This is a genomic window from Pseudoalteromonas sp. PA2MD11 (genome assembly GCF_017808125.1).
Taxonomy (GTDB): domain Bacteria; phylum Pseudomonadota; class Gammaproteobacteria; order Enterobacterales; family Alteromonadaceae; genus Pseudoalteromonas; species Pseudoalteromonas simplex.
The window spans coordinates 327,987-351,932 of sequence record NZ_JADKNF010000003.1; the positions used below are offsets into that span (position 1 = coordinate 327,987).

The 23,946-nt window shown below is 41.2% G+C and carries 24 protein-coding genes and 1 tRNA gene; 15 read left to right on the forward strand and 10 right to left on the reverse strand.

Going from position 1 to position 23,946, the window contains the following annotated elements:
- The first annotated feature begins 127 nt into the window (after window positions 1-127).
- Together ISP07_RS06205 and ISP07_RS06210 are read left to right on the forward strand one after the other, a co-directional pair.
- Window positions 128-832, forward strand: coding sequence for a SapC family protein (locus tag ISP07_RS06205; RefSeq protein ID WP_054563614.1), 705 nt, complete (start codon window positions 128-130; stop codon window positions 830-832).
- A gap of 125 nt (window positions 833-957) precedes the next feature.
- Window positions 958-1,965: an isoaspartyl peptidase/L-asparaginase family protein gene (locus tag ISP07_RS06210; RefSeq protein ID WP_209327118.1), complete on the forward strand. Its 1,008-nt coding sequence runs from the start codon at window positions 958-960 to the stop codon at window positions 1,963-1,965.
- Between the two features lie 69 nt (window positions 1,966-2,034).
- On the opposite strand, the gene queF is transcribed toward ISP07_RS06210, so the two are convergent.
- Window positions 2,035-2,880, reverse strand: coding sequence for an NADPH-dependent 7-cyano-7-deazaguanine reductase QueF (queF, locus tag ISP07_RS06215; RefSeq protein ID WP_054553726.1), 846 nt, complete (start codon window positions 2,878-2,880; stop codon window positions 2,035-2,037).
- Between the two features lie 59 nt (window positions 2,881-2,939).
- Between queF and syd the strand changes: the two genes are divergently transcribed.
- A complete protein-coding gene (gene syd / locus ISP07_RS06220; protein ID WP_054553725.1) occupies window positions 2,940-3,479 on the forward strand; it encodes a SecY-interacting protein in 540 nt (179 codons plus the stop codon).
- 56 nt (window positions 3,480-3,535) lie between these two features.
- Here the strand turns inward: syd and ISP07_RS06225 are convergent, their stop codons facing one another.
- The 3 genes from ISP07_RS06225 to ISP07_RS06235 form a co-directional block, all read right to left on the reverse strand.
- Complete coding sequence (locus ISP07_RS06225; protein WP_054553724.1) at window positions 3,536-4,309, reverse strand: Zn-ribbon-containing protein; 774 nt, start codon at window positions 4,307-4,309, stop codon at window positions 3,536-3,538.
- Entirely contained in the window at window positions 4,309-4,575 is a 267-nt protein-coding gene (locus ISP07_RS06230; RefSeq protein ID WP_054553723.1) for a hypothetical protein, read from the reverse strand. Before ISP07_RS06230 ends, ISP07_RS06225 begins: the two co-directional genes overlap by 1 nt.
- Window positions 4,576-4,730: 155 nt before the next feature.
- Window positions 4,731-4,961, reverse strand: a complete 231-nt coding sequence (locus tag ISP07_RS06235) for a DUF2789 domain-containing protein (RefSeq protein ID WP_036969581.1) — start codon at window positions 4,959-4,961, stop codon at window positions 4,731-4,733.
- Between the two features lie 147 nt (window positions 4,962-5,108).
- Between ISP07_RS06235 and ISP07_RS06240 the strand changes: the two genes are divergently transcribed.
- Window positions 5,109-5,756 carry a GNAT family N-acetyltransferase gene (locus ISP07_RS06240; protein WP_209327119.1) on the forward strand — a complete coding sequence of 216 codons (648 nt, stop codon included), beginning with the start codon at window positions 5,109-5,111 and terminating at the stop codon, window positions 5,754-5,756.
- Between the two features lie 683 nt (window positions 5,757-6,439).
- On the opposite strand, the gene ISP07_RS06245 is transcribed toward ISP07_RS06240, so the two are convergent.
- Together ISP07_RS06245 and ISP07_RS06250 are read right to left on the reverse strand one after the other, a co-directional pair.
- The gene (locus ISP07_RS06245) at window positions 6,440-6,739 is read right to left on the reverse strand and encodes a DUF3301 domain-containing protein (RefSeq protein ID WP_054553721.1); all 300 of its coding nucleotides are present in this window, start codon (window positions 6,737-6,739) and stop codon (window positions 6,440-6,442) included.
- On the reverse strand, window positions 6,740-7,768 hold the full coding sequence (locus tag ISP07_RS06250) for a DUF3549 family protein (RefSeq protein WP_209327120.1): 1,029 nt from the start codon (window positions 7,766-7,768) through the stop codon (window positions 6,740-6,742).
- A gap of 106 nt (window positions 7,769-7,874) precedes the next feature.
- Here ISP07_RS06250 and ISP07_RS06255 point away from each other — a divergent pair, with 106 nt between their 5' ends.
- From ISP07_RS06255 to msrB, 11 genes are all read left to right on the forward strand, one after another.
- Window positions 7,875-8,189 carry a YqcC family protein gene (locus tag ISP07_RS06255; RefSeq protein WP_138599991.1) on the forward strand — a complete coding sequence of 105 codons (315 nt, stop codon included), beginning with the start codon at window positions 7,875-7,877 and terminating at the stop codon, window positions 8,187-8,189.
- A 1-nt stretch (window position 8,190) separates the two neighbouring features.
- Window positions 8,191-8,964: a tRNA pseudouridine(65) synthase TruC gene (truC, locus tag ISP07_RS06260; protein WP_055021913.1), complete on the forward strand. Its 774-nt coding sequence runs from the start codon at window positions 8,191-8,193 to the stop codon at window positions 8,962-8,964.
- A complete protein-coding gene (locus ISP07_RS06265; protein ID WP_054553717.1) occupies window positions 8,951-9,397 on the forward strand; it encodes a flavodoxin in 447 nt (148 codons plus the stop codon). Before truC ends, ISP07_RS06265 begins: the two co-directional genes overlap by 14 nt.
- A gap of 118 nt (window positions 9,398-9,515) precedes the next feature.
- On the forward strand, window positions 9,516-10,247 hold the full coding sequence (locus ISP07_RS06270) for an RNA methyltransferase (protein ID WP_209327121.1): 732 nt from the start codon (window positions 9,516-9,518) through the stop codon (window positions 10,245-10,247).
- 60 nt (window positions 10,248-10,307) lie between these two features.
- Window positions 10,308-13,706, forward strand: a complete 3,399-nt coding sequence (locus ISP07_RS06275; RefSeq protein ID WP_209327122.1) for a chromosome segregation SMC family protein — start codon at window positions 10,308-10,310, stop codon at window positions 13,704-13,706.
- Between the two features lie 33 nt (window positions 13,707-13,739).
- A complete protein-coding gene (gene zipA / locus ISP07_RS06280) occupies window positions 13,740-14,468 on the forward strand; it encodes a cell division protein ZipA (RefSeq protein WP_166341483.1) in 729 nt (242 codons plus the stop codon).
- An 82-nt stretch (window positions 14,469-14,550) separates the two neighbouring features.
- On the forward strand, window positions 14,551-16,572 hold the full coding sequence (gene ligA, locus ISP07_RS06285) for an NAD-dependent DNA ligase LigA (RefSeq protein ID WP_166341481.1): 2,022 nt from the start codon (window positions 14,551-14,553) through the stop codon (window positions 16,570-16,572).
- Window positions 16,565-16,909 carry a DUF3392 family protein gene (locus ISP07_RS06290; protein WP_054553712.1) on the forward strand — a complete coding sequence of 115 codons (345 nt, stop codon included), beginning with the start codon at window positions 16,565-16,567 and terminating at the stop codon, window positions 16,907-16,909. Before ligA ends, ISP07_RS06290 begins: the two co-directional genes overlap by 8 nt.
- The gene (locus ISP07_RS06295) at window positions 16,906-17,394 is read left to right on the forward strand and encodes a DUF2919 domain-containing protein (protein ID WP_054553711.1); all 489 of its coding nucleotides are present in this window, start codon (window positions 16,906-16,908) and stop codon (window positions 17,392-17,394) included. The genes ISP07_RS06290 and ISP07_RS06295 overlap by 4 nt, the downstream gene beginning before the upstream one ends.
- A 9-nt stretch (window positions 17,395-17,403) precedes the next feature.
- On the forward strand, window positions 17,404-17,856 hold the full coding sequence (locus ISP07_RS06300) for a hypothetical protein (protein ID WP_138617750.1): 453 nt from the start codon (window positions 17,404-17,406) through the stop codon (window positions 17,854-17,856).
- 80 nt (window positions 17,857-17,936) lie between these two features.
- A complete protein-coding gene (gene msrB, locus ISP07_RS06305; protein WP_199529538.1) occupies window positions 17,937-18,380 on the forward strand; it encodes a peptide-methionine (R)-S-oxide reductase MsrB in 444 nt (147 codons plus the stop codon).
- Between the two features lie 18 nt (window positions 18,381-18,398).
- Here the strand turns inward: msrB and ISP07_RS06310 are convergent, their stop codons facing one another.
- From ISP07_RS06310 to ISP07_RS06325, 4 genes are all read right to left on the reverse strand, one after another.
- Entirely contained in the window at window positions 18,399-20,348 is a 1,950-nt protein-coding gene (locus tag ISP07_RS06310) for an ATP-binding protein (protein ID WP_054553708.1), read from the reverse strand.
- On the reverse strand, window positions 20,345-21,706 hold the full coding sequence (locus tag ISP07_RS06315; RefSeq protein ID WP_138599981.1) for an extracellular solute-binding protein: 1,362 nt from the start codon (window positions 21,704-21,706) through the stop codon (window positions 20,345-20,347). The genes ISP07_RS06310 and ISP07_RS06315 overlap by 4 nt, the downstream gene beginning before the upstream one ends.
- A gap of 21 nt (window positions 21,707-21,727) precedes the next feature.
- Window positions 21,728-23,362: a response regulator gene (locus tag ISP07_RS06320; RefSeq protein ID WP_209327123.1), complete on the reverse strand. Its 1,635-nt coding sequence runs from the start codon at window positions 23,360-23,362 to the stop codon at window positions 21,728-21,730.
- Window positions 23,363-23,869: 507 nt separating this feature from the next.
- Window positions 23,870-23,945, reverse strand: a tRNA-Val gene (locus ISP07_RS06325).
- Between the last annotated feature and the right edge of the window lies 1 nt (window position 23,946).

A 23,946-nucleotide genomic window follows, 5' to 3' on the forward strand; every position in this document is an offset into this window, starting at 1 on the left:
GTGGGTAAATTTGTTAATTTATAATGTACAAACTGCCACAAAATTTTCACTTCCTTTTTGTTGCCAAAACCTATAGGCTTTGGGCACTAACAGCAAAAACATATTATAAAATTAATGGAGCAGTATCATGGCGGAGCAACAAGTACAGCCTTTACATAACGAAAAACATGCCAACACTAAAATTCAAAATGGCATCAACATTGAGTTCATGAAAACTCAGCACTTAGTACCTGTGGTTGCACACGAATTTGCACGCATCGCAAATGAATTCCCAATGGCATTTGTTAAAAACAACGAATCAGGTCAATTCCAAGCAGTTGCTTTATTTGGTCTAGAGCCAGGCGAGAACCTTTTCATTCAAGACGACAAATGGACAGCTGCATTTGCACCTATGTCTATGACTCGTTACCCACTTGGTCTTGTTAAGCACCCTGAAGCTGACCAATTTGGTATCGTAATCGACGAAGCAAGCCCGCTTGTAAGTGAAGAGACAGGTAATGCACTTTTCGAAAACGGTGAAGAAACTGAATACCTTAAGCGTCGTAAAGAAGCACTTGTTTCTTTCATCGAGTTCTCTCAGGTAACTGAAGCATTCACTAAGTACCTTGCAGACAAAGAACTACTAGTAGCTCAAACGCTAACGGTAGAAATCAAAGGTGAGAAAAAAGACATCAACGGTATCTACCTTGTTGACGAGAAAAAACTAAACTCACTAAGCGATGAAGAGTTCTTAGACCTTCGTAAGCGCGGCTACCTAGCACCTATCTACTCTTTCTTAACGTCTACTCATCAAGTAGCACGTTTAGCACGTTTAAAAGCAGCTCAAGCTTAATTTTAAACTGCTGAAAAAAAGCGCCATTAGGCGCTTTTTTTGTTTCTTTCGTCTGTTAAAGCTTGAAAACCAGCGACGAATTATTCACATTGGGCTTACAAACTAAAATAAATATAAGTGCCCCTATGTTAAAAACATTACTCACCTCAGCCATTGCGCTTAGCGCATTATCATTTAGTACTTTCAGCCATAGTAGTGATCAACCTTTCGCTATTGCTATTCATGGTGGTGCTGGAACAATTGAAAAAAGCCGCTTCACGCCAGAGCAAGAAAAAGCTTACCGTGCAAAACTAAAAGAAGCCGTTGAAACAGGCTATGCTGTGCTCGAAAAAGGCGGTGAGAGCCTAGATGCCATTACTGCGGCAATTAATGTGCTTGAGAACTCGCCGTATTTCAACGCTGGTCGCGGTGCTGTATATACTTATGACGGTGCACATGAGCTTGACGCATCGATTATGGATGGTCGTACACGCCAAGCAGGAGCTGTTGCTGGGGTTAAACACATTGAAAACCCAATTAACTTGGCGCGCTTAGTGATGGAAAAATCAGTGCATGTTATGCTCAGCGGTCAAGGTATGCCGCTGGTTGAAAACAATCTTTTCGATACTGAAAATCGCTACAAAGCGTTATTAAAAGCAAAAGAAAAGCTCGATAAACAAAAAGTCACCAGCAAAGACTACCAAGCTGCACACAAAGCCCTGCCAGTTAATTACAAAATGGGCACTGTTGGAGCGGTTGCACTTGATAAAAACGGTAATATCGCCGCAGGTACCTCTACAGGTGGTATGACAGCAAAACGTTTTGGTCGTGTGGGTGATTCACCTGTGATTGGTGCAGGAACCTTTGCTGAAAATGAATCATGTGCAGTATCTGCGACAGGCCATGGCGAGTACTTTATTCGCTACAATGTGGCAGCTGATATTTGTGCTCGCGTAAAATACCAAGGTAAAACCATTGTGGAAGCAGGGAACGAAGTGATCCACGATGTATTAATGCCTGTAGGGGGAACTGGTGGTGTGATCATCATTGATGCTAAAGGTAACATCAGCTTGCCGTTTAACACCGTTGGTATGTATCGTGCGAGTAAATCGAATACATCACCAACGTATGTGGGTATTTTTAAAGACGAATAATTACCTGTAACGAATCTTCAGGCAATAAAAAACCGAGTTTCACAACTCGGTTTTTTATTGCCACCAAAGTTATTGGCGATTAATTTTTACCTTGAAAGGTGTTTCATCTTGATTCGTTGAGCGATAAGGGTTGATATCTAAACCGCCACGGCGTGTATAACGGGCATACACTTCAAGCTCTTCGAGGTTTAACTGCTGCATTAAATCGCAGTAAATACGCTCCACACATTGTTCATGAAATTCGTTGTGAGTTCTAAACGAAATTAAATATTTTAATAAGGCTTCATGGCAAATCGCTTGGCCTTTATAACGAATAATCACACTCGCCCAATCAGGCTGTGAGGTGATCAAACAGTTCGATTTTAGTAAGTGACTATGTAGGGTTTCTGAGACAATCTCATCACCATTATGGCGAAGTGAGCTGGCATCAATATCATAGCTAGTGATTTCGATATCCAGATCATCAATACATTCGCCCGGTAACGCTGAAAATGGCAAACAATTGAAATCATCAGCTTGGTATAAAGTAACGATCACCGGTGCATTTACCGCATCGGATAAGTCTTTGCTCAGTGCTTGATGTACGTCATCTGGCGTCTCAAAACGTGTTTGATTAAAGCTGTTTAGGTACAATTTGAATGACTTTGACTCAATGATGTGACTGCTTTGACAAGGAAATACAAACGTTGCCACAGCGACCATTGGCTTACCCTTGCTATTTAGCCACGATAATTCATAGCCAGTCCAAATATCTTGGCCTTTAAACGGTAAGTTATCTTCGCTAACACCTAATGCATCACGGTTTAATTTACGGGCAATAGGAAACAGTAAACTGGGTGTGTAGGTATCTACATACTCTGTGCTTTTACCAAGAACACTGTTTTTCAGTTCGGGTGAGTTGCTGTAATCTGTCATCTTTACACTTTTGTAGTTACAATGGCGGCATTATACCTAAAGCCAATGAGTTTCGCAGTATGTCTGTTTCTACAAAATTAGATAAGTTACATCAAGCATTTAGTGAAAAATGCCTCGAACGCACAGGAAAGCTTCCTGTTATTGAACATGATACAGCATGGCCAAGTCCCTGTGAGCAGGGCGAAGTCGATGAGCAAGGGCTTATTCAGTGGTGTGCAACCCCACAACAACCTGCTGGCAGTTTAGAAGACTTAGCCAAGGCGCTAGAGCTATCGTTTCCTGAAGATTTAAGCCCATTGTTTGGTCATGTCTATGCGGGTAATTTGTTATTGAGTGTTGATGATCATCACATTGAGTTGCTACAAGCATGGAATGAAGATGATTTTAGCCGCTTACAGCAAAATATTACCGGTCACGTATTAATGAAGCGCAAGCTAAAGCAGCCAGAAACCGTATTTATTGGTCTTACAGAGCAAGATGATCTGCTGATCACTGTATTAGTCGAAAGCGGTGAGGTTTGCTTAGAGTATGTGGGTAAAAAACCACATCATGTGCTAGCGAAAAGCATCAGTGAGTTTTTAGACAAAGTAACGGTGTAAGCTTAAAAAGTAAAAAGGGGCGGTTGCCCCTTTCGTGTATTATTGCCTTTATTAAATTATTGAAAGTCCCACGAAATATTCGAAACAATGCCACAGGGCTCGCAACGAAAATCAAATAAGCCAAACCATGGTTCTGGTAATTTCCACTCGCCATCGCAGCTTGGGCAACGACGTTTAAGCTCTGACTCTTTATCAACGCCGCCTACACGGTATAAATAGTAATAAACCGGCTTCTTGGTTAGAAAACTAATACGTTTCGTGATATCACGACCACGGCGGTATAAGTCACTCTTGATGCTAGTTAGCTCTTCAAGCGCAGGAAATTCACAACGGGTTGCACCATTGATCTGAATTTGATCGCACGCTTGCCAGTCTTCTTGCCATTTAATGAGTGTTTTGTAATCGCCATTGGCAATGGCTGGAATGCGAAATAACGGCACAGGCAAAAAGTCATCACCACAATAAAGCGGGCTACAGGTGTGCACGTACGTGGTATACAAAATATAGCACGACGGATCATGACACATGTCTGCGCCATTTGAGTGAATGTCTTGGCCGACCACTTTAACTTTTGGTGCCAGTAAGCCTGCAGTGTTTAATTGCTCAATGCTATGTTTTACAAACGGGCTATGGTTGAGCGGATGCATCGCATCTTCGGTTGGGCACATTACACGAGTAATGAAAAATCCATCTTTTAAAACCGTTGGAAATTCATCACCAATTATTTGGCCGTTAAAACGAAGCGCATTCACTAGGCGGTTTATCGCCTGCTCAGCAAGCTCTAGGGTAGTATCTTGGTAGCAATCAAAAGTCAGATCGACAACAAACATTATTTTTTCTCAAGCAGTGCTAATAACCTATCTAATTTAGCTTCAATACGATCCAATTGGCTTTCTTTTGGTGTACTCAGTTGTTCATTTGACGGGTTATTGATGAAATTATTAATTGAATCCGGATTGTTTTTATATTGGCTAACCGCAGCGATGATCACAGGCATCGGCATAGGTTGGGTTAACTTACTTTTAGTTAAGGCAACTGTTGGGGTTTTACCTTCATCAAGAAGGGTTTTAATTGCATCAAATACAACGGCATTCATTTTTGTATAAACTCTTTTATAAAGACTAAAAAGCACCGCAGTATATGGGCTGCAGTGCGCGCGTATGGTAGCAATAATAGATGTGGAGTGAAATTATTTTCCTAATTAACGAGCTAAAAGAATGTTATTTAAGCTCGTAAATTAGGTCGCAGGCGTTACTGGCGTAACCTTGCGTCTAATTCATCAATCACCTCGCTCCAAGCACCATCTTCTGCAAGTGATTCTGCTAAAAAGTGTTGCTGAGCTTCATCCCAAAAAGGCGCTTCCTGCAATAGGGTTGTATCAGACAGTTGATGAGATGCTATAAAAGCATCTATTTCACTTTCTTTGCTCGGTAAACCAAGTTGTGCAAATAGGGTCGAAATATCATGTTTTGTCGTATCCATAGTTCTGCTCCTTGTGTATGGCGATAATTATTACTGCTTGAACTTAATGATGATGAACCGCAGTTTAACTTACGCTGAATTTGTCTTTAATCACCGTTGGGTATATACCTTATAGTCTAGTACGAAAATAATAAAACAAATAAAAGGATGAGTATTTTGACAGTTGCTGAACCCGAAACCTTAAGTGTGCAATACCTGAGTGCTGAAGATATCAGCACTGCCGCAAGCCTTATTTATCAAGCCTATCATGATGATCCCGTTCTTCAGAATGTATTAGGTTTTCAACCAGATAACCCAAGTAAATATGAAACTAAATTACGTGCTTTAGTACGTGAAGAGCTAGCAAGTTTCTGGCAAGAAAAACAGCCTCTAATAGGTCTTTACTCACAAAGTAGATTAAAAGCCATTGCCTGTGTATTTGATTCGGCAAGTGAACTACAAGCTGAGCGATACTGGCATTGGCGCTTAAAACTGATGCTCAGTGCAGGTTACTTGCAAACCAATCAGCTTATAGAAAAAGAGCGTACTATTCGCGAAGCGCTTTCAAGCAAAGGCCATTATCTGTTTTTAGCCTTTATAGCCGTTGACCCACATTTTCAGGGGCAAGGTTTAGGCAGATATCTGCTACGAGGGCTTGATGATTTAGTTGAGTCAAGCAATCAAGCAAGTGGTTTAGCAGTATTTGTTACCCGCTCTGAACAGCGTGAATTCTTTAGCTCTGAAGGGTTTGAGGTGTTCAAAGCATTAAGCTTTAACCAAGTTGAAGGTGACTTGATGTTCAAAGCTGCAAATTAAGCAAAGGACGTTTTGGAAATAGCAATGTGCGATAAGTCTCACATTGCTGTGCGTTTTATCAGTTTAATGCCTTTAAATTTGTACCCATAATTGCTTATTGTAATGATTTTAAAGGATTTATTATTTTTGTCATTTTTATGACTTAGAAAAAATTACTTTTTATGCCTACCAAGATACCCGCATTTCTCTAAACTTAATCATGTCAAGAAGACGCAGGTTCAATGAATGAACTGATGCCAAGGATTAGGATTATGGCAACAAAGCAAGATGCTTAGCAGGAAGCAAAGGGACAAGAGCTAGGGAAGCAAGGAAGAACGAGGACACTGCCAGGATGCAGTACAATCGCGGAGCGATTGAAAAGGACTGACCAAAGGATGATTTTAGCAGGAAGCTAAAGGAGCGTTTGGAAAACGAAGTGGATAGCCATTGACGGCAAGAGGACGGCACTAGGATGTGTTAAATGTTACATGAAGTAGCATGGTGGGTGTATCGGATGTATACCCGTTCAGGGGAAAGATAAAAAGGCAGCTTCGGCATAAGTAAGGATACTTAATCATGGAAGTAGCAAGATTGGGGCGTGGCTATTAGCTACGCCTTAGTTCTTTCTGGAGGTTGCACTTCTCGCACTTGCAATTATTCTTGTATAACTCGCAACTCGCAACTCGCAACTCGCAACTCGCAACTTAAATCTTATGTGGCGGTATTACGACACTTTTAAGTAATTCATTTTCCATGATCAAAACGCCTTGATACACGTTTTGTCCATCACTTGAAAACTCAAAAATAAATTCGCTTTTGATACCTGGTTTGCCGCTTTTTAAAATACCAAGTCGGCGTTTATTGCAAGCAACACTCATCAATTGCACATTTAATTGCTCAATTTGTCTTTGTGCATGAAGATTAGCTGCTTCGGCTACTTTTCTGTTTAACCAAAAAAAATAGATGATGCTGCCAATGATGATGAGTGTCCACAAGCCTGCCATTTACGAGAATAACCTTCCAATTGCGCGAGCGAGAGTTTCGCTACGATTTTCTTTTCTTAATAAACCTAGTAGGTGAGGGCGAATACTAGGAATTGCAACTAAATCGGTGAAAATACTCACAAACAGTTGTTCAATTTCAGTGTGGTGTGCACAGCAATCCAAAAACACATGTAAGCGTTCTGGGTCTTCAAGCGTGCTAAAACAACGCCCTGCAATCGTTAATAGTACATCTGACTGGGTGTTCATATCAGAGCGTAATACAGCATCTACAAGTTGCGCAGTTAAACCTTGTGCTGGTGTTTTTGATAAGCTTCTGAGGGCTGCTACAAGGGCGATGTCGTCTTTATGCTCTATGGCGTTTAAACCATAGGCTAACAATTGTTCTGCAAACACAGGTTCGATTGCAACATGTTCAAGCATTGCACTAAGCGGCTGTAATACTTCGACTGGTAATTGCCCCCAAGCGGCTTGTAGATTTGCTAAATTGTTGTCGTTATCTAAACGCATCGCAAAGTCTGCAATACCTTGTACTGCAACATTTTGCCAATTATCAAATCCCAGTTTGCCTGAAAAATACAGCTGCGCATATTCGTAATACTGTGAAGCACTTTGTTTAAGTAAGCATTTAACCTGTGCATTAAATGCCGCTAGCTTGTTGGCGTTTGGCGTAAATACATACGGGTTGTTGTCTAATTTGCCTTCGGCATTTTCACCGGTAATTTCTGTACCAAGCGCTTCAATTACCATGTTTGCGAAATGATCGCGGCTTGCGCTTACAAGACGGCTTTGCTCATCTAGTGGGAATTTTAAAAACCATACATAAGGTTCTTTAGACGCTTTTACATCCCAAAATTGAATAGCAAGCCAAGCATGACCTGCAAGCGGGTATGGGTAAGGGATTTTTGTTTCTTCAATGGCAAGAAATTGTTTTTTGTCTAATTTCGTGATGTGTCTGCCAATATCGAAGGCACGCCAAGTGGTACCTGCTGCATCCAGAAGTTGCCCTAAAGTGGCGATCTGCTCAGTCATAAAATCTCAATTACCGTAATTAATCTATATCAACCGCGAATTATACGCCATACCATGGCGCCTTGGAACAGGGTATACTAAGCACAAAGGTATTAAGAGTTTTACAATGCATCAACAGACTTTGGCGCTGCTGCGCGAATTAGAATCCACATTACAACGCCATTCACTTTGGCAAACAACACCGATTGACCCAAGTGCACTCAATTCTAGTGTGCCGTTTTGTCATGACACCATGGCTTTTGAGCAATGGCTGCAATTTGTTTTTCTTGACAAAATGCATACCCTCATTGCACATGCCCAGCCTTTACCCCGTAATTTTGCAATTGCACCTATGGCTGAAATGATGTTGGCACAACACAACGGCGGTAATGATGTGATTAACGTTTTACAAAAACTCGATCAACTTTTGAGTGATGACTAAGATGCAAGAGAGTGTTAAGCCACAATTTGATGAGTTAACGATTCTGTACCGCGATGAAAATTACATTGCGATTGATAAACCATCTGGTTTATTGGTTCACCGTTCGTTTTTAGACAAACACGAAACCCAATTTGCGATGCAAATGCTGCGTGACCAAATTGGTCAACATGTGTTTCCTGTACATCGGTTAGATAGACCAACCTCAGGCGTATTACTGTTTGCGTTAAGTTCAGAAGCAGCCCGTGATATGAATCAGTTATTTATTGATGGGCAAATTGAAAAGCGTTATTTAGCTCTAGTAAGAGGCTTTTTAAACGAATCAATCTTCTTAGATAAACCTTTAAAAGAAGAGCTTGATAAAATCGCCGACAAGTTTGCTGATCAAAATAAAGCACCGCAAGAAGCACAAACGCAATTTCATTGTTTGCACCAAGCAAGCTTGCCTATTCCAATTGGTAAATACCCAACAGTTCGTTACTCGCTGGTGGAGTGTTTTCCAAAAACTGGCCGCAAACATCAAATACGCCGTCATTTAAAACATTTATCATTGCCAATTATTGGTGATGTAAATCATGGTGATAATCAGCATAATCAATTTTTTAGAGAGCATTTTAAACTTCGTCGGTTAATGTTATTTGCCTCTGAATTAAAGTTTGTGCACCCTTATAGCAAGCAACCAATAACAATTAGAGCGCCTTTAGGCGATGCAATGTTAACGATTTGCCAGCAACTTGGCTGGCCAACAGAAGAAAAGGATTATTATGGCAACCATTAGTATTTTTGTCGGCAGTGTTTACGGCGGTGCTGAGCGTTTAAGCGAACAAGTTATTGAAGTCATTGAAAAGTCTGAGCATCAAGCGCAATTAGTTGAAAATGCCACGGTTGATGACATGCTGGCTGCGTCACATATTTTAGTGATCACTTCAACGACGGGTCAGGGCGATATTCCTGATAACTTAATCGCTTTATATAGCCAATTAAATGATCAATTCCCACTGTTAACAGGCAAGCAATACGGCATTATTGCTATGGGTGACCGCAGCTATGGCGATACGTTTTGTGGTGCAGGTCGCAGTTTTGATGAGCTGTTTCGTGATTTACAGGCAAAACCTGTCGGTCATCGTTTAGAAATTGATGCCTGTGAAGATTTTGAACCTTGGCCTGTTACTGAGCCATGGTTAAACGAATGGCTGACGAAAATTAGTTAATGTCTATTAATTAGCAAGTGTCTCTTAAAAGTGCTGATTGAATAAGCAATTGGCACTTTCCCCTTGGTTTTTCGAGTACAGAATCTGATATACTAAACCATCATTTTATGAGGCTGTTATGATTTCAAAAAACCAACTGAAACTAATTCGTGCATTAGGTCAAAAGAAATACCGTAAGCAATATAACCAGTACCTTGTTCAAGGCGAAAAAAATGTACTTGAATTACTAAACAGTGGTTTAAGTATTGCTCATATTTTTGCGACCCCAGCATTTATTTCAGCGCATCAAACAGCGCTTGCAGCCCATCAAGTCATTGAAGCAGATGAAGACAGCCTAACTAAAGCCAGTACGCTTGTTAGTAACAACGCGGCCATTGCTGTTGTTGATATGCCAAGCCAGCAAGCATTACCCACATCAGGGCTTATTTTAGCCCTTGACGGTGTGTCGGATCCGGGTAATTTGGGCACGATTATTCGTGTTGCTGACTGGTATGGTATTAAGCATATTGTTACCAGCACAGACAGTGCCGATGCTTATAATCCGAAAACTATTAGCGCAACCATGGGTTCATTTGCTCGCGTGTGTGTCTCACAAACTGATTTAACCAGTTACTTACCAAGCCTAAAGCTCCCTGTGTATGGTGCATTTTTAGAAGGTGAGAACATCCATAAAACTGCTCTTAAACAAGATGCCGTATTACTCATGGGCAGTGAATCGCATGGTATTCGTGCTGATTGCGAAAGCTTCGTTACTGATAAAATAACCATTCCGGCTTATGGCCAAGCAGAATCGCTTAATGTTGCAATGGCAACGGGTATTATTTTAGATAATTTTAAGCGCCACGCTTAACCTTTTACCCTAAAATGGGTTAAATTGAAGAATAACAATAAAAATCGGTAAAACAATTAGATGCGCTTAAGCACCATAAAATTAGCGGGTTTCAAATCGTTTGTTGAACCCACTAAGATCCCATTCCCTGATCAGATGACGTGTGTTGTCGGCCCGAACGGCTGTGGCAAATCAAATGTCATCGATGCAGTGCGTTGGGTGCTAGGTGAAAGCTCAGCTAAAAACTTACGTGGCGATGCCATGACCGATGTTATTTTTAACGGCTCAACTAATCGAAAGCCAATTTCACAAGCCTCTGTTGAGTTGGTGTTTGATAACACCAGTGGTCATTTACCGAATACCTTTGCTGATCGAAACCAAGTGGCGATCAAACGCTTAGTGACTCGAGATGGCCAGTCAATTTATTTTCTAAATGGCAGCAAATGCCGTAAGCGTGATATTACCGACATCTTTTTAGGCACAGGTCTTGGCCCGCGCAGTTATGCGATTATTGAGCAGGGCATGATCTCGCGTTTAATTGAGAGTAAACCGGCTGATTTACGTGTTTTTTTAGAAGAAGCAGCGGGGGTTTCAAAATACAAAGAGCGTCGTCGTGAAACGCAAACCCGCATTAAAAGTACCCGCGAAAACCTTGAGCGATTGCTTGATGTAAGGCAGGAGTTGCAAACACAGCTCGATAAACTTGCAGTGCAATCAGTCGATGCAAAAAAATACCGAGAGCTAAAAGCCACTGAGCGCACCTTAAAAGGGCAAATTGCGGTTTTAAAATGGCAGAAGTTACACCAACAACAAATCGATAAAGCTGAGCAAATTAATAAACTTAAAGAGCAAATTCAGTTCTTTAGAGAAGCGCACTCTGGCCACGATGATGTTTTAGCAAGTCTTGAAAATCAGGTGCAACTTGAGCAGCAAAAACTGCAAGACGCCCAGCAGGCTCAGCATCAAACTCATACAGAGTTAACCCGCAAAGAACAGCAACAGATAAGTTTAAAGCAGCAACAGCAAACACTTAGCCAAAACCTTATCAAACAGCAACAACTGCAGTTACAAAATAAAGAGCTGCAAGAAGAGCAACACGCTTCAGCCGCCATTTTACAAGAGCAGCTACAAGAAGCGATTGAGCAAAGTTTACTGTGCGCTGAGCAAGTTGCAGAGGTTGAAGAGCAAGTTGCTCTACAGCAGCAACAAACGCAAAGCGCCAATGAGCAATATCAAAGTACCTTACAGAAAAGCCAAGCTCATAGCAGTGATATTAATGTTGCAAAGAATCAACAGGCTCACTTTGCCCAGACTGTTGCGCAACTTGAGTCTCAGCAGACACAACTTGCCGCTGAAATTAGTGAACTCGAAGCGACCCCAGTTGCAGCGCAAATTACAGAGCAACAACAGCATATTCAAACACTGACGAAGGAGCTTGCGCAGCAACAAAGTGCGCTAAATAAACTCACTCAAAACCTAGAACAAGCGGATAAAGAACAACAGCACTTAGAGCAGGATTTAAAGCGGGTTCAGCAGCACAGCAATGAAAATAGAGCCAGCATAGCTGCGCTTAACTCTTTGTTATCAGAGCAAACCGATAGCGAAAGTGTCTCTCTATTGGCGCAGTTAAAGGTGGCTTCTGGCTTTGAGCCACTAATTGAACAAGCCCTACTTGGCCTTGAGCATCTAAAGGTCAGTCAACATAAAGAGCCTAACAGTGTTTGGCCTGCATCTGATGATGAGTTACCAAAAGAGTCATTAGCTAATTATATCGAATCGGGTGCTTACCCTGACTTATTAGCCCGCTTTGCATTTCAACCTTGTTTTGATGACGCTATTTTGGCGGATCCATATTGGCTGGCTGTGATTGATGAAGAAGGCTGTATGCATGGTCGTAACTTTCATACCGATGCTAATAAAGACGCCGACAATTCTTTGCTTTTAAAGCATGCTCAGCTTAGTGATGCACAGCAGTTAGATGAAGAGCTCAACGAGCAATTAGAAACTAAGCAGCAATTGCTAAATGAGCATCTAGCTCACAAAAAAACACTTACCGCCGATAAAGAGCAATACAGAGAGCGAATTCACCAAGCGGCTCAGCAGATTGCATCTGCCAGCACTCGACGCGATATGCTATTAGAGCAGCAAACCCAGTGGCAAAACCAGCTTATTAAGTTGCAACAGCGTCAAACCTTACTGGCTGAGCAAAAGCAAAATGCTGACGAACAGCAACAAACGCAGCAGTGTTTACTTGAGCAATTGATAGAGCAGCAATTAGAACTTGAAACTGAGTTAGAGCAAGCAAAACACCAACAAGCTGAGGCAAATAACAACTATCGCCAAGTGGCTTCTCAGCTTGAGCAATATAAAACGCAAGCCCATCAAGCTAATTTGACTGAACAAAAAGCTCGCAGTGAGTGTCAACTTAGCGAAACCAAACTTCAGCATGCAAATGCCGCCCAAAGTGCTGCCAGTGAAGCTGTATTAGAGCTCAACGAGCAACTAGAAGAGCTAGTGATCCCGCTTGAAGAATTAGCAGAGCAGATTATGCTATTGCTTGAAAAGCATCAACAAAGTGACGTTGAGCTGAAAAACTTGCAAGCGGCCTTGAGTCAAGCTAAAAAGGAGCTTGCTGATAAGCAAACAGCACTGAAATCATCGCAATCTGAGTTGGTGACGTTACAAGAGCAGTTGCAAGCATTGGCGCTGGATGAGCAAAGTTTAATCGTGAAGGCGCAAGCTGCGTTAGAGCCACTTGAAGAACTGGAACAAAATTTAAAAACAGTACTTGAAGAACTGCCTGACAATGCCAATTTAAATAGCATGCAAACGAGGCTTACAAAAACCACGCAAGCATTAAATGAACTTGGCGCGGTGAACTTAGCGGCAATAGATGAGTTTGAGCAGGCTAAACAGCGCAGCGATTATTTAAATCAGCAGCTTGATGACTTAACGCAAGCATTAAATACCCTTGAAGGGGCGATTCAAAAAATCGACCGAGAAACAAAAAATCGTTTCAAGGCGACCTTTGAACAAGTAAATACAGACTTTGGGGAGTTATTCCCAAAAGTGTTTGGTGGCGGTAGTGCTTACCTTGAATTGACCAGTGATGATCTACTTGAAAGTGGGGTGAGCATCATGGCAAGGCCACCAGGCAAGAAAAATTCGACAATTCACCTGCTTAGTGGTGGAGAAAAAGCGCTGACCGCATTATCATTGGTGTTTTCAATATTCAGGCTCAATCCAGCTCCATTCTGTATGCTAGATGAAGTGGATGCGCCATTGGATGATGCGAACGTGGGTCGTTTTTGCCGTTTGGTAGAAGAGATGTCACAATCAGTACAATTTATTTATATCAGTCATAACAAGATTGCCATGGAAATGGCAGGCAGATTGACCGGTGTAACTATGGCCGAACCAGGTGTATCACGTATGGTCGCTGTAGATATAGAACAAGCTGTGCAAATGGCACATGCATAAAATTTAGGCATATCAAATAATAAAGGTGAGGGGATGGCCGAAGAATTAAGATGGGCTTTAATCGTAATCAGTGTATTTGTCATTGGTGGTTTATTAATTCACGGCTTATGGTCGGTGCGTAAAAAGGACAACCCAGATACGCCTTCAGTTGAACGGGTTGAACCGAACGAAACAACCAGCGAGGTTCAAGAGGCTGCAACTGCAAAACCGCAAGAACGTGATGAGCCAGAGTTTGGTGATTTAAGCTTTTCAGCAGAAAGTCACGACGAACCAGCTGTTTCAGAACAGGTTGTTGAAGAGCCTGAAGCTGAGCAACAAGAAGTTGAAGAAGAACCTGCTGATGCACAAGCTCCAACCGATTTCATTATTGTGCATTTACAAATGCCAGAAGGTTTAACAATGGATGGCAGCCAATTATTGCCAGCTGTTAATATGTTAGGCTTTAAGTATTCTGAAGAAGGTTTCTTTAACCGTCACTTAGACCCAGCAGGTACAGGCCCGGTGTTATTCCGTTTAGTGAATATGTACAACCCAGGCACGTTCGATATTGATAATATGGAACAGTTTAGTACGGCAGGTGTTAGCTTATTTATGACCTTACCATGTGATGGCGACGGTCTAAGTGCATTCAACATGTTGCACAGTGCAGCTAAAAAGCTAGCAGATGAATTTGGTGCAACGATTTTAGATAGCAACCGTGAAGAAATGACGGTTGAAAGCGTTCGTGAGTATGTTGAGAAAGTTCGCTGCTTTTCATCATAATCGCACACACAGAGTATAAGTATTAGGCCACTTGGCGTTAAGTCGTCTAAGTGGCTTTTTTATGTAGATTTTTGAGGTTTTCATGTCCAGCCCTATCTTTGAGCAAATTAGCCAACTTCGTGCCCAGTTAGAAGAGCATAACCATAATTATTATGTGCTGGATGCACCGAGCATTCCTGATGCTGAATATGACCGTTTAATGCGCGAATTAAGCGCCCTTGAGCAAGCTAATCCTGAGTTTCAAAGCCCAGACTCACCAAGCCAAAAAGTCGGTGGCGCAGCACTTGATAAGTTTGAGCAAGTCACTCACCAAGTGCCCATGCTGTCACTTGATAATGCCTTTTCAGAAGAAGAGTTTGCTGCATTTAACCGCCGTATCAAAGAGCGTTTAATGGATAACAAGGAGCTGACTTTTTGTTGTGAGCCAAAGCTTGATGGTTTAGCGGTATCAATTATTTACCGTGATGGGGTTTTAGTTCAAGCAGCTACCCGTGGCGATGGCATGGTAGGTGAAAACATCACCCAAAACGTGAAAACAATTCGTAATGTGCCGCTTAAGTTACGTGGCGATGACTTTCCAGCAGAGCTTGAAGTGCGCGGTGAAGTATTTATGGACAGCGCCGGTTTTGCCAAACTAAACAGTGAAGCCGAAAAACGTGGCGACAAAGTCTTTGTTAACCCGCGTAATGCTGCGGCTGGTAGCTTACGACAGCTTGACTCTAAAGTAACAGCAAAACGTCCACTGATGTTTTATGCCTACAGCACTGGGCTTGTTGCCGATGGGCAGTTACCAGAAGATCACTATCAACAACTGGCTAAACTGACCGATTGGGGTTTACCACTTTGCCCAGAAACAAAACTGGTTGAAGGCCAGCAAGCTGCACTTGATTATTACCAAGATATATTGACGCGTCGAAGTAGCCTTGCCTACGAAATTGACGGTGTGGTAATAAAAGTTAACGACAAAAAACACCAAGAGCGTTTAGGCTTTGTGGCACGTGCGCCGCGCTGGGCAATTGCTTTTAAATTCCCTGCGCAAGAAGAAATCACCCAATTACTTGATGTTGAGTTTCAGGTAGGGCGCACTGGCGCAATTACCCCTGTAGCACGATTAGAGCCGGTATTTGTGGGTGGCGTAACGGTATCTAACGCAACGCTGCATAATGGTGATGAAATTGCCCGTTTAGGCGTTAAAATTGGCGATACGGTGATTATTCGCCGTGCGGGTGATGTTATTCCGCAAATTACCCAAGTTGTCCTTGAGCGTCGCCCTGACGATGCGAAAGACATTGAATTCCCTGCTACCTGCCCAATTTGTGACTCACATGTGGAGCGCATTGAAGGTGAAGCGGTTGCCCGCTGTACCGGTGGTTTAGTGTGCCAAGCGCAGCGCAAGCAAGCAATTAAACATTTTGCGTCACGTAAAGCCCTTGATGTTGATGGTTTAGGCGACAAAATTGTTGATCAACTCGTTGACCGTGAGCTTATCAAAACACCTGCTGATTTATTTATCCTTAAACAAGGGCATTTTGAATCACTAGAGCGAATGGGTCCAAAGTCTGCTAAGAACTTAGTTAATGCGCTGCAAGATGCTAAGCAAACAACCTTAGCTAAATTCCTATACTCGTTAGGTATTCGCGAAGTGGGTGAAGCAACCGCGCAAAACTTAGCAAACCACTTTTTAACACTAGAAAAAATCACTCAAGCAAGCGTTGATGCGTTAACTGAAGTAAGCGACGTGGGTGAGATCGTTGCCAAGCATGTACGTGGCTTCTTTAGCGAAGAGCACAATATGGCAGTTGTAAATGCGTTAGTTGAGCAAGGTATTCACTGGCCAGAATTAACCGCGCCAAGTGCCGATGCGCAGCCATTAGCGGGCTTAACTTACGTGCTGACTGGCACATTAAGCGAGCTTAACCGTAATGATGCAAAAGCGCGTTTACAAGCGTTAGGTGCAAAAGTATCGGGTAGTGTATCGGCGAAAACAGATGCGCTGATTGCAGGTGAAAAAGCGGGCTCAAAATTAACCAAAGCACAAGACCTAGGCATTGATGTGTTAACTGAGGCTGATCTTATTGCGCTTTTAAGTGAGCACAATGGATAGTCTCTTGCAGGCACTGTCGTCAGTTGCTTTAACAATCGGCAGCTGGCTGCAACCACACCTTTACAATATTTCATTACTGCTGGTGGTGTGCTTTTTATCCTTGTATGCAAACGACATTATTAAAGTGACCAAGCGCTTTGTCGCGCGTCGTCACTTTATTATACGCGTGCTTTGCTTTGTGCTGGTTACTGGGTTTGGTATGGGCTTACTTGTGGTATTTGTAACTCCATTTTTAAGTAAGTTGTTAATGCTACTTGGTGTTAAATGGCTTGCGCTTACACTTACAGCTGCGTTTTTGGTACTTGGCATCATTGCTGATAAGAAGAACCAAATATGAATCGCTACGGGCCAGAATACTGGGATAAACATGGCGCTTATCGAACCCCAGTGGCGTTTCATTTAACTTTGTTAGTATTGTTACGCAGTTACTTTATATGGATTATGGCGGCGCTCAGCCGTCGCCCTGATTTAGATATCATGTCGCTGTTTTTTAAGTCGAAAAGCGATTTCTTTACAGCCATTGCCATAGCTGCAATCGCCTTATTACCGGCGGTGATCTTTTGTTTACGCCGACCTCAAGAAAATGCTGAAAGTGCAAAACGTCTCGCGTCTATATGGCGCTTTATGCGCTGGCCATTAATTTTGTGTGCCATCACAGATTTAAGTTGGTTAACCTATCAGGCTGCGCACAGTCATTATCAGTTTTCGTTTTTTTTAGCCTGTCAAATGGTACTGGTGTTATGGGTACTGTTATATTTATTAAAAAGCAGATATCTGTCGGTCTTTTTTAATGATTGGCCAGATCCAATTGAAAAAAAGTAGGGCTGCAATATGTTGGCAATTAATAAGCTTTTAGCAAAAATTTCACTCACTATCGCGCTGGTATTAATTGCTTTATGGGTATTTACGCCACTTTGGCACAGTGCTGCATTTTCGTTGTTTGTGATGTTATGGGGCTTTATTACGTTATCAAGCTTATATCGAGTGACTCCGTTATTTGTAGCGCGTAACCCCATTACTGATTTACTAAAGCGTGATGTAAATCAGCTAGCGCTGATAAGTCTGGCTGGTTTATTCGATTTTAAACGCAAAGCTGAGTTTGTTTTAATTGGCCAAATTAAGCAGATTGAAATCGGCGAAGGTATAATCCATGTAACGGATGTCAACGACCAGCAAATAACTGCAGTATTGAGTGTTGCTAGCAGCCAAATTAATAGCCATTTAGCACAGCTACTTTCTGAGCGTGAACGTGCACAAATAGATATCCGGCTGCAAACACATTAATCACTAGATGCGTGCTGCTTGCCCTTAGTAGGGCTTGTGATGTACTGTGCAACTGTTGTATTCAACCCTGAGGGAGCACTATGTTAACTTGGCAAGATATTTTAGAGTTTGCCCATAACGGCAACCCAACACCTCCACGTCGAGTCGAAAAATCGCCATCTGAATGGCAAGCCGAGCTCGAACAAGATGTATTCTATGTTACCCGCTTAAAAGGCACCGAACGTCCTCACAGCTCTGATTCATGTACGATATTTGAACCTGGTCAATATGCATGTATATGTTGTGACAACTTACTATTTGACGGTGATGAAAAGTTCGATAGTGGCACCGGCTGGCCGTCATTTACTCAGCCAAGCAGTGTTGAAAGCATTGCCTATATTGCGGACTCTAGCCATGGTATGCAGCGAATTGAAGCCGTATGTAATGTTTGCGATGCACATTTAGGGCATGTATTCCCCGATGGCCCGCCGCCAAGTGGTTTACGCTATTGCATGAATGCCATAGCGATGAAAAAACGCGACTAATGCGTGTTTAACTCATACTTAATCTAGGTACTGGGCAATGATGAAAATAAGGTGCTCACGGTGAATTGGCTTACTAATTATGTAGTCTGTCAAAATACTCGATTGCGCCTTATCGTCTTTTAATACCGATGCTGTAACCGCAATGATTGGAATATGCTTAAAGCGATCATCACTACGAATTAGCTGACTTGCTTCTAATCCACCCATCACTGGCATCTTTAGATCCATAATGATCAGATCAGGTTGGTTCTCTTCTACCTTTTTCAAGGCCTCTTCACCGTTTATTGCTGTATCTATTGTAAAGCTCCAGCGTGATAGAAATGACTCCAAGTACTCACGGTTGTATGGAATATCATCAACTATCAATATACGAGCTGGATTAAAATGATAGCTAGAAATAGCAGGGTAATTTCGATGTTTAACCTCTGTTTTTGATTCGGCAAATTCTATATTTGGTAGCAATACAATAAACTCGCTACCTTTATCTTTTTCACTAATTACAGATAGTTCACCACCCATCAATTTTATAAAGCGATGAGATATAGCTAAACCGAGCCCAGTGCCACCAAATTCAGAACTGCGTTGCCCTTGAACTTGCTCAAAATCATTAAAAATCAGCGCTTGTTGATCGGTTGGGATCCCCTTGCCAGTATCTTTGACATGAATTTTTATATTAATGTGGCCATCATTTTCACGTTCTTCAAAGTCAAAGTGAACTTTAACGCTACCATGTGAGGTAAATTTAATCGCATTACTGATCAAGTTTGTCAGTACCTGTCGAACTTTATTGCTATCAAGTAAAACAGGGGTTTTAAATTCAGGGTGTGAAGTGATCTGTAAATCTAGATCCTTTTGAGCGCTGAGCTGCAAAAACATCATACTTAGTTCATGGCACATCGTCGGAATTTCGACCCTTTCCATGTCCAGCTGCATTTTTCCTGCATCAATTTTAGATAAATCAAGAATATCATTGAGGACGTTTAGCAGAGAGCTGCCAGAGATCGAAATGGCTTCTAAATAGCGGCGTTTATTTTTATCAGTTTCACTGTCTTGGAGTAATTGGCTGAAGCCTAGCACTGCATTGAGAGGAGTTCTTAACTCATGCGACATATTCGCTAAAAAGCGACTTTTAGCCTGATTTGATTGCTCAGCTTGCTCTTTGGCATCCAAGTATTCTTGGGTTCGTTTTGCAACGGTTTCTTCTAATTGACTATGTTGCTCATGCATGCTGTTTATTTGTTGTCTTACGGCAGCACGCATCATTTTAAAACCACTGGCAAGAGTGCCAATTTCATCACGACTTTTAATATTTATTGGGCAATTTAGATCGCCAGTGGTAACTGCATGCGAAAACTCAACTAATTGCTCAATAGGCTGTAAAATAATTCGGCGTATAATGATATAAGCAATGAGTAATGCAGTAAGTAAGTAAATTGCGAACAGTGATACAGCATTGCTGATAATTGATTTAGTTTTTAATGTTAAATCAATATCTGAAAAACTAACAATAACATAGCCAATATTTTCATCTTGGGCGTTATTGATTGGAACTGCTACAGCATATTGTTGATCTAAAGTGATGATAGAATTTTGTTTTGGATTGAGCTGCTTTATTATCGTTTGATTTGTTTCTAAGGTATCGACTTTGCTGTAATCAGGGTGAGCGGCAATAAAGTTATTCTGATCGATAAAGTAGATTGTCTTTAAATCATCAAATGTATTATTTGCCAGAATACCTTTAAGAGTGATGCCTTGAATTTTTAAAACCCAACTACCTACTGTATTGTCTTTTGTAAGGGTCTTTATCTCTGAGAGCATAGGTGAAACGATGGCATTAGCTTTTTCACTCATATTCAGCAAGGTTTGCTCTTTTAACTCAATAACATGTAAAGTTGTACTTACCCCTAAAATCAACGTAATAGTAAACCCAATAATGAGTAGGATTTTATGAGCAATACTGACTCTCATTGTTTATTTTCACTCCTTGTCTGTAATGCCCGCATATTAACATTAATTTTTGCATCAGTAGCTTTTATTGATTGCTTTATGTCTGCTCCATAAAAAATTTGACTAAATGTTTGCGATATAAGCTCACCGACAACTGGAAACTCAACCATCCCAGCTTGCAAACGGTCAGGAGTAGCATGCTCAAATACCCATAACATGGCTTTATTAAAGCCTGGTTTGTTTACGAGAGTAAATAGTTTCTCGTGCCACACTTTTTGTCTAGGCGGTGAACCTCCTGTACTAAGTAGTGCGGCGGTCTGCTCACTGGTTGCCCACTGAATAAATAACCACGCTGCCTTTTTTTGATTTGATTGGTTATTAATTGCGAATGCCCAAGACCAAGGAGATGTTTCACGGGCGACTGGACCGGCTGGTAACGGCGCGGCTTCCCATTTATTCCAAATATCTGACTCTTCAGCGGTATCTATTTCATTATAAAAATGAGAGGCTAAAAACGCCGAAGCAAGTTGACCTTCTTTAAATAGTCGACGAATTTCATAAAAGTGCAGCAAGCGACTGTTATCAGGATTGCCGAATCCCGTTACAAGGTCTCGGTATGCTTGCAGACTTTGTGCTGTTTGAGGGCTATCAAAAACAGACTGACCTTGCGCGTCAATTACTTCAGCACCATAAGCACGCATAATGGGTAACACTGTCCAAGTGTTTAATCCTGCACCTGGCAGAGTTCGGGAGGCAAATGCGTGCATGCCATTTAAAGATGGGGTGCGGTCAATTGCCTTTTGAAGCTTAATCTTAGTCTCTTGTAGTTGCTCGTACGTGTCGGGTACCGCTAAGTTAAAGTGCTCGAACAGATCTTTACGATAAAAATAAATCGGTGCAGAAAAATCAAATGGTAACGAGTATAAAGCGCCATTGATTTTACAAAGAGCCAAGCTACGTTCGCTAATATCTTCTAACTGATACCAAGCTTTGTCTGTGAGTTTTGGGTTATCAATATAGGGTTGTAGGGGATCTATCCAACCTCGACTTTGTGCTTCACCTAAAAAGGTTATACCCATTGGCAGTACATCATAGAGGCCTGTATGCATACTTAAATCTTGGTGGCGACGAACACGCATTTGAGATTGTTCTAAGGCATGAAAACCTACAGATATCCCTGTTAACTCTTCAAATAGAGGGATATATGGTTTTAGGGCCAAAAATGCAGGCTGCTCATCTGCTAATATGTTGATATGTGTACCAGACTCACTTTGCCAGTTTATTTTGGCTTGCTGCCAATATTGCAACATTGCAGAAGCTGAACAAATAGGGCTTGTAATTATGAAAGATGCAATAAGGAGATGCTTTATTAATTTCAAAAAGATGCTCCACGAAGAGGGTTATTCAGAAAGCTTGATATTTAACTTGGCAGCTTGTGCTTTTATTTTATCAAACCTCATAGCTTGTTCATCTTCTAAAGACTGAGACGCTAAGAGGGTGTAGCACTTTCTTGCAAGCATTAAGTTGAAAGACTGCCCTTGACTGTTTGTGTCAAATAAACACTGTAGCAGATTTAACGCAATACTGGCATTTTTAGGCATAATTCTAAATGCTTGTGTGAATGCCTCAAGCGCAGTATTGAGCTGGCCTTTATTAAACTGCGTTACAGCGTGGTTATTGAGCTCTTTCGGGCCAAGCTTAATATCACGTCGCTCAGTTTGCTGTTGTTGAATATAACGTAAATACACTGGATCGCTTACTGACGGGTGGCGTTCACAGTGAGTTATTATTTGGTTAAACAGCATCTGTGCTTTGTGGTGAAAACCAAGCTCATGAAACGCTTTCGCTTTATCGAGCGCTCCATCTACAGAACGAATTTGAGTGTCACTTTCATCAAGTTGATTGATAAGTGCTTTAGCCTTTTGATGTTCATCTTTTAAATAATGTAAACGTGCGTTAAGAACATCAATTTGTGTTTGATTATTACTATTCGGAAATTGTTTTTTTAAATCACTCAAATATTGATTTGTTTGTCTTGAAATGCGATTAACTTGATCGGTTTGATCCGTCGTTAAGGCAAAATCAATCCCTGCACGAGCCGCATTTAGGTACACATCAGGGTTGTCGTGAATTGAGTGTTTAGCATAACTAGCTATATCTTTTTGGGTTAAATAATTTTTTTCGTAGTCATGATTAAGTAATGAAACATGGCTAAGCGTTTTTTGCCTCTCGATATTGCGAGGTGCAATTTCAACAGCTTGGCTGAAAAAAAGCTGTGCATCATCAAATTTATTGAGCTTTATTTCTAACTTTCCGAGTAAATCCAGAGCTATTAAGCGTGTTTCACTCCTTTGTAGCATAGTCCTCAACATTCTATGAGCGAGAGTATGCTCATTATTTGCAATTAAAGCTTCCACTAAGCCAACTTTTGCCCATGTAAATTTTTGAATATCGAGCACAGATTTGAAAAATGCTTTGGCTTGTTCATTTCTGTTTAAACGAAGTAGGGCATCGCCTTTTAATCTCAATAAAATCGCACTGTAACTATTCGATTTGTTTTGTAGTAATTGATCAATGCTTTTTATAGCTTTTGAGTCGTTTTCATCATCAATCAACTGGTATATATTTTTTAGATGATGCTTTCGCAATAAAACTTTTTCAATTCTATTTTTTAAGTCGTAAATAGTAAAAGGTTTAACAAGAAAGTCATCTGGCTGCAGCTCTAAAACACTATGAACCAAAGAACCACTGGTTTCTGCAGATATAAATATAAAACCTGTGGAGTTTTTAATTAGGCGTTTAACTTTAAGTTCTTCATAAAGCTGATAGCCATCCTGGTGTTTACTTAGATTAAAAGAACAAACAATGAGATCAAACTGTTCTATTTGACACTGTTCTTTGGCAGCAATAGCGTGTTCTGCAAATCGCAACTGACGAAACCCCAATCCCTCTAGAGACTGCTTCATATAGCTTTGAGCAAGTGCTTGCTCTTCGACTATTAATATTTTGGCTTTCGAAAAAATCTTTGCGGGCATTAGACTTGCGACCGAGTATTGTTAACAGTGACTATAATAAACAGTCTAGCTGCTGACAAGGCAAATTACAGCTTTTGCAACGATTTTAAGTTTAGCTTTGGGCTATATCAATAAAGTGAGAAGTGAGTATTAGACTTTAGAAGTTAGATAGTCGAAGTGATTGTTATATGTGGTGGGTCGTACTGGGCTTGAACCATCGAGCCTGTGTTTTGTAAAGAGTGGCGATGCTTTTTTAATTTAGAAAAAAACAAGGAAGTATTAAATGAAATGCTATATGTGGTGGGTCGTACTGGACCTGAATCATCGAGCCTGTGTTTTGTAAAGGGTGGCGATGCTTTTGAAAACTAGAGATAAAACAAGGAAGCTTTAAAGAAAGTATTTAATGAAGTGTTTATATGTGGTGGGTCGTACTGGACTTGAACCATCGAGCCTGTGTTTTGTAAAGAGTGGCGATGCTTTTTTAATTTAGATAGAAAACAAGGAAGTATTTAATGAAGTATTTATATGTGGTGGGTCGTACTGGACTTGAACCAGTGACCCTCGCCTTGTAAGGGCGATGCTCTCCCAACTGAGCTAACGACCCA

What these genes read in the sequence shown, in the direction of transcription:
- ISP07_RS06205 (WP_054563614.1), top strand. Translation starts at nt 128, where the DNA reads ATGGCGGAGCAACAAGTACAGCCTTTACATAACGAAAAACATGCCAAC.
- ISP07_RS06210 (WP_209327118.1), top strand. Translation starts at nt 958, where the DNA reads ATGTTAAAAACATTACTCACCTCAGCCATTGCGCTTAGCGCATTATCA.
- queF (WP_054553726.1), bottom strand. Translation starts at nt 2,880, where the DNA reads ATGACAGATTACAGCAACTCACCCGAACTGAAAAACAGTGTTCTTGGT.
- syd (WP_054553725.1), top strand. Translation starts at nt 2,940, where the DNA reads ATGTCTGTTTCTACAAAATTAGATAAGTTACATCAAGCATTTAGTGAA.
- ISP07_RS06225 (WP_054553724.1), bottom strand. Translation starts at nt 4,309, where the DNA reads ATGTTTGTTGTCGATCTGACTTTTGATTGCTACCAAGATACTACCCTA.
- ISP07_RS06230 (WP_054553723.1), bottom strand. Translation starts at nt 4,575, where the DNA reads ATGAATGCCGTTGTATTTGATGCAATTAAAACCCTTCTTGATGAAGGT.
- ISP07_RS06235 (WP_036969581.1), bottom strand. Translation starts at nt 4,961, where the DNA reads ATGGATACGACAAAACATGATATTTCGACCCTATTTGCACAACTTGGT.
- ISP07_RS06240 (WP_209327119.1), top strand. Translation starts at nt 5,109, where the DNA reads ATGAGTATTTTGACAGTTGCTGAACCCGAAACCTTAAGTGTGCAATAC.
- ISP07_RS06245 (WP_054553721.1), bottom strand. Translation starts at nt 6,739, where the DNA reads ATGGCAGGCTTGTGGACACTCATCATCATTGGCAGCATCATCTATTTT.
- ISP07_RS06250 (WP_209327120.1), bottom strand. Translation starts at nt 7,768, where the DNA reads ATGACTGAGCAGATCGCCACTTTAGGGCAACTTCTGGATGCAGCAGGT.
- ISP07_RS06255 (WP_138599991.1), top strand. Translation starts at nt 7,875, where the DNA reads ATGCATCAACAGACTTTGGCGCTGCTGCGCGAATTAGAATCCACATTA.
- truC (WP_055021913.1), top strand. Translation starts at nt 8,191, where the DNA reads ATGCAAGAGAGTGTTAAGCCACAATTTGATGAGTTAACGATTCTGTAC.
- ISP07_RS06265 (WP_054553717.1), top strand. Translation starts at nt 8,951, where the DNA reads ATGGCAACCATTAGTATTTTTGTCGGCAGTGTTTACGGCGGTGCTGAG.
- ISP07_RS06270 (WP_209327121.1), top strand. Translation starts at nt 9,516, where the DNA reads ATGATTTCAAAAAACCAACTGAAACTAATTCGTGCATTAGGTCAAAAG.
- ISP07_RS06275 (WP_209327122.1), top strand. Translation starts at nt 10,308, where the DNA reads ATGCGCTTAAGCACCATAAAATTAGCGGGTTTCAAATCGTTTGTTGAA.
- zipA (WP_166341483.1), top strand. Translation starts at nt 13,740, where the DNA reads ATGGCCGAAGAATTAAGATGGGCTTTAATCGTAATCAGTGTATTTGTC.
- ligA (WP_166341481.1), top strand. Translation starts at nt 14,551, where the DNA reads ATGTCCAGCCCTATCTTTGAGCAAATTAGCCAACTTCGTGCCCAGTTA.
- ISP07_RS06290 (WP_054553712.1), top strand. Translation starts at nt 16,565, where the DNA reads ATGGATAGTCTCTTGCAGGCACTGTCGTCAGTTGCTTTAACAATCGGC.
- ISP07_RS06295 (WP_054553711.1), top strand. Translation starts at nt 16,906, where the DNA reads ATGAATCGCTACGGGCCAGAATACTGGGATAAACATGGCGCTTATCGA.
- ISP07_RS06300 (WP_138617750.1), top strand. Translation starts at nt 17,404, where the DNA reads ATGTTGGCAATTAATAAGCTTTTAGCAAAAATTTCACTCACTATCGCG.
- msrB (WP_199529538.1), top strand. Translation starts at nt 17,937, where the DNA reads ATGTTAACTTGGCAAGATATTTTAGAGTTTGCCCATAACGGCAACCCA.
- ISP07_RS06310 (WP_054553708.1), bottom strand. Translation starts at nt 20,348, where the DNA reads ATGAGAGTCAGTATTGCTCATAAAATCCTACTCATTATTGGGTTTACT.
- ISP07_RS06320 (WP_209327123.1), bottom strand. Translation starts at nt 23,362, where the DNA reads ATGCCCGCAAAGATTTTTTCGAAAGCCAAAATATTAATAGTCGAAGAG.